We start from the raw sequence: 4,323 nt of genomic DNA, 5'->3' as shown, positions 1-4,323 counted from the left end.
CGGCGGGCTGCGGAGCGGCGGGCGCCGGAGCGCCGAACGCGGGCGGCGCGAAGCCGGGAGCGGCACCGGTCTGCGGCTGCTGCGCGGCGGGCTCCTCCTCCTCGGCGACCTCCCCACCGAAGTTCTTCAGCAGCGCGTCGAGGCCGCCGTCGAAACCCTGCCCGACGGCGGCGAACCGCCACACGTCCTTCAGATAGAAGTCGCCCAGCATCACGGCTCGCTCGGTGGAGAACTCCGAACCGTTGAATGCGTAGCGGGCCACCTCCTCGCCGCCCGCGACGACACGGATGTATCCGGGGGCGATCTGCGACATCTGCCCGGCGCCGTCGAGGGTGGCCGTGAACGACAGCTTCTGGATCTGCGGCGGGATCCGGTCGAGCGTGACGCGGAAGGACTCCGTGTCGCCCGCCTGAGCGCCCAGGAGCTGGATGGACTCCTCGGGGGACTTCGGCTGGTTGAAGAAGATGAAGTACCGGTCGTCCGAGAGCCGCTCGTCGGCGTCGAGGCCGAAGCAGCTGATGTCGAAGGTGAGCCCCGGCCCGGAGATCTGTACACCTACGTACAGGTCCGTGCCCGCTGTGAGATCACTGATTCTGGCCTTGTGACCGCGTTGGAATTCCCTGGCCATGCGTAACGACCGTCCCCCATCCCGAATGCCTGATGCGTCGGGTCAGGCTAACGGCTAATTCCGGCCGTGGTCAGAGCCGGTACAAACCCGGTACACAACGCTGAGCGACCGCCGGGTGTCTGCCGCCCGGGATCAGTCCCCGCGCGCGGGGGGCGACTGCGGCTGCCGGTCGGCGGCGACCACTCCTTCGAGGTAGCCACGGGCCCGTTCGGTCCGTGGATACGCGTCCAGGAGCCGCCAGAAACGGGGCCCGTGGCCGGGTACCAGCAGATGCGCCAGCTCATGGAGGAGGACGTAGTCGACGACGTACTCGGGCATGCCCTGCAGCCGGTGCGAGAGGCGGATGCTGCCCTCGGCCGGGGTGCACGAGCCCCAGCGGGTGTTCTGGTTGGTGACCCAGCGCACCGAGGTGGGCCGCGCGCGGCCGCCGAAGTACTGGGCCGACAGCCGCTCGGCGTGCTCGGCCAGCTCGGTGTCGCCGGGCACCCGTTTCGTCTTGCTCTCCTGGGCAGCGAGTTTGTCGAGCATGACAGTCACCCAGCGCTGCTCCTCGGCCTCGGACATCCGGGCGGGGATGAGCACGACGGTGCGATCGCCCTCGCGGTAGGCGGAGACGGTCCGGCGTCGCCGGTCACTCCTGCGAACCTCGATCGCGCTCGCCCCCGAGCCGCTCGGCGGCTGGCTCGTCGTGCTGCGCTGAGGGTTTTTGGCGCGGTGCAGTGGGTCGGCGGGCACGGCACGACGTTACCCGCTGTGCATGGAGGAAGTCTTGACTCCGGCACGGTTCGGCGGCGATCCCCACCATGCGTTTGATTTGTGCGACTAATACCCACCGCCTGTGGACAACTTTCGACGCTCGATGAGCAAACCGGCCATGCTGACACTCGTCGGCGGAACGAGCACTGACATCCACCGACAAACAAGGACTTACAACGGGGACTTTCTCTGGCTACGGGGGCCTGCCATGCGATCAACCACCACACCCGCGCCCGCTTCGGACACAGCGGTCGCTCCGTCGACGACAACCCACTCGGGTGAGGCCCACCCGGGTGTCGCTCATGCGGGTGTCGCTCACCCGGTGATGAAGGGCGCGCTGCGCAGCGGCTGGCGGGATCTGAACACCGTGCAGTTCGGGATGACTCCCGCCCATGCGATGACACTCGGTCCGATGGACACGGCGACGGGCAGTTTCCTGAGCCTCCTCGACGGCACGCGCGGACTCCCGCGCCTCCATGAGGAAGGGCATCGCATGGACCTGCCGGCCGCCCATGTCGACGGTCTGGTGGAGCGGCTGAGCGAGGCCGGCCTCCTCGACGACGCGACAGGCGGCGGTCCGGCCGTCGAGGCGCTGCGCGGGAAGAAGAAGGTCCTGGAGCGGCTGGGCCCCGATCTGGCCTCCCTCTCTCTGGTCGCACGGGCGCCGGGCGAGGCGATGGCGCGGCTGGCCGCTCGCCGGTCGCTGCGCGTACAGGTCCGGGGCGCGGGCCGGGTGGGCGCGGTGATCGCCTCGCTGCTGGCGGGCGCGGGCGTGGGTCACGTCGATGTGCGCGACGGCGGCGTGGTCGAGCCGTGGGACGTCGCACCCGGTGGCCTGCTCGTCGATTCCATCGGCGAACGCCGGGACGAGTCCGCGCGGCGCGCTGCCCGGCGGGCGGCCCCGGACCGCCCACCTCGGCGTACGGCGGCTCAGTCGCCGCCGGACGGCAGCGGCCCCGGTCTCTCCCTGGTGATCATCGCCCCACGCGACGATCTCGCCGTACACGCCCCCGACCCGGCCGCCGCCGAGGAACTGGTGAACTCGGGCACACCTCATCTGTACGCGGGTGTCGTGGAAGGAACCGGAGTCGTGGGCCCTCTGGTCCTGCCGGGCGAAACGGCCTGCGCCGGCTGTCTGGAACGGTGGCGCGTCGACCGGGACCCCGTCTGGCCTCGACTGGTGGCGCAGTGGCGTTCGGCACGGCCACGCCAGGTCAGGGCCTGTGACCTGACCCTGGCGACGACGGTCGCGGGTCTGACCGCGAGCCATGCGCTCGCCTTCCTGGACGGCAGGACCCCGTCCACCGCGAGTGCCCGCTGGGAGGTCTCGGTACCCGGGCTCGACTGGCACGCCCGCCCGGTCTGGGCACATCCCGCATGCCCGTGCGGTGCGGAGGAGAAGAGTAAGGAGGAACACACTCCGGAGGACGGGGAGTCGCGCGAGACAATGGCGGAGCAACGGCCGTCGACGGAGTTACGCCGTAAGGCACACACGGCGCGGCTGTCCGGAACCTGGAGGGCTCATGTCTGATCTTCCCCGGAAGGCGGTCACCCGTACCGCCAAGCTCGCCGCGCTCCCGCTCGGCATCGCCGGGCGGGCCACCTGGGGACTGGGCAAACGGATCGTCGGCGAGTCGGCGGACATCGTCGGCCGCGAACTGCAACAGCGCACGGCGGAGCAGTTGTTCAAGGTGCTTGGCGAGCTCAAGGGCGGTGCGATGAAGTTCGGGCAGGCCCTGTCCGTCTTCGAGTCGGCTCTGCCCGAGGAGGTCGCGGGGCCCTACCGCGCGGCGCTGACGAAGCTCCAGGAAGCAGCCCCTCCGATGCCGACCCGCACGGTGCACTCGGTGCTGGAGGCCCGGCTCGGCGCGGACTGGCAGGACCTGTTCCTGGAGTTCGAGGACAAACCGTCCGCCGCCGCCTCGATCGGCCAGGTGCACCGGGGGCTCTGGCACGACGGACGCGAGGTCGCGGTCAAGGTGCAGTATCCGGGCGCCGGCGAGGCACTGCTCTCGGATCTGACCCAGCTGAGCCGCTTCGCCCGCCTGTTGGGGCCCCTCATCCCCGGCATGGACATCAAGCCGCTCATCACCGAACTCCGGGACCGTGTCTCGGAGGAGCTCGACTACGGTCTGGAGGCTCAGGCCCAGCAGGCCCACGCGGCGGAGTTCACGGACGATCCGGACGTCGTGGTACCGGCCGTCGTCCACCAGTGCGAGCAGATTCTGGTGACGGAGTGGATCGACGGCATACCGCTGTCGGAGGTGATCAACGCCGGAACGCAGGAGCAACGCGACCGCGCGGGCCAGTTGCTGGCCCGGTTCCTCTTCTCGGGCCCTGCCCGCACCGGCCTCCTGCACGCCGACCCCCACCCCGGCAACTTCCGCCTGCTGCCCGGCGGTCCGGCCGGCAAGGACGACTGGCGCCTGGGCGTGCTGGACTTCGGTACGGTCGACCGTCTCCCGGGCGGGCTGCCTTCGACGATCGGCCGCTCACTGCGGCTGACTCTGGACGGCGAGGCCGAGGCGGTCTACGAGGCTCTCTGTGCGGAAGGCTTCGTCAAGGACTCGATCGACCTGGACCCCGAGGCGGTACTCGACTACCTTCTGCCGATCATCGAACCGGCCGAGGCGGACGAGTTCACCTTCACCCGCGGCTGGATGCGCAGCCAGGCGGCCCGTATAGCCGATCCACGCTCTCCGGCGCATCAACTGGGCAAGCGCCTGAACCTGCCCCCCTCGTACCTCCTGATACACCGGGTGACCTTGAGCACCATCGGCGTCCTGTGCCAGCTGGGAGCGACGGTCCGCATGCGCGCGGAACTGGAGGAGTGGCTGCCGGGGTTCCTGCAGGAGCCCGAGGAGGAGTCCACAGCTGCCGAGGCGTGACCCGGCGTCACACCGAGCCGTGACCGGCGGGCGGGCGCAACGCACTGCGGG

4 protein-coding genes are annotated in these 4,323 nt (G+C 70.2%); 2 read left to right on the top strand and 2 right to left on the bottom strand.

The window, feature by feature from the left end; translation table 11 throughout:
• Together STRTUCAR8_RS41255 and STRTUCAR8_RS41250 are read right to left on the bottom strand one after the other, a co-directional pair.
• Positions 1 to 628, bottom strand: a 628-nt coding sequence (locus STRTUCAR8_RS41255) for a TerD family protein (RefSeq protein WP_006382351.1), incomplete at its 3' end; no start/stop codon positions are given.
• 132 nt (positions 629 to 760) lie between these two features.
• Positions 761 to 1,363 (bottom strand): M48 metallopeptidase family protein, encoded by a 603-nt coding sequence (locus STRTUCAR8_RS41250; RefSeq protein ID WP_006382352.1) that lies wholly within the window; start codon positions 1,361 to 1,363, stop codon positions 761 to 763.
• Positions 1,364 to 1,709: 346 nt separating this feature from the next.
• Between STRTUCAR8_RS41250 and STRTUCAR8_RS41245 the strand changes: the two genes are divergently transcribed.
• On the top strand, positions 1,710 to 2,915 hold the full coding sequence (locus STRTUCAR8_RS41245) for a TOMM precursor leader peptide-binding protein (protein ID WP_044473773.1): 1,206 nt from the start codon (positions 1,710 to 1,712) through the stop codon (positions 2,913 to 2,915).
• Complete coding sequence (locus STRTUCAR8_RS41240) at positions 2,908 to 4,272, top strand: ABC1 kinase family protein (protein WP_006382350.1); 1,365 nt, start codon at positions 2,908 to 2,910, stop codon at positions 4,270 to 4,272. The genes STRTUCAR8_RS41245 and STRTUCAR8_RS41240 overlap by 8 nt, the downstream gene beginning before the upstream one ends.
• Positions 4,273 to 4,323 lie beyond the last annotated feature (51 nt).

The sequence above is a fragment of the Streptomyces turgidiscabies Car8 genome (assembly GCF_000331005.1).
Lineage (GTDB): Bacteria > Actinomycetota > Actinomycetes > Streptomycetales > Streptomycetaceae > Streptomyces > Streptomyces turgidiscabies.
The sequence above is the reverse complement of the archived record's forward strand: the minus strand, read 5'-3'. Positions and strand labels throughout refer to the sequence as shown.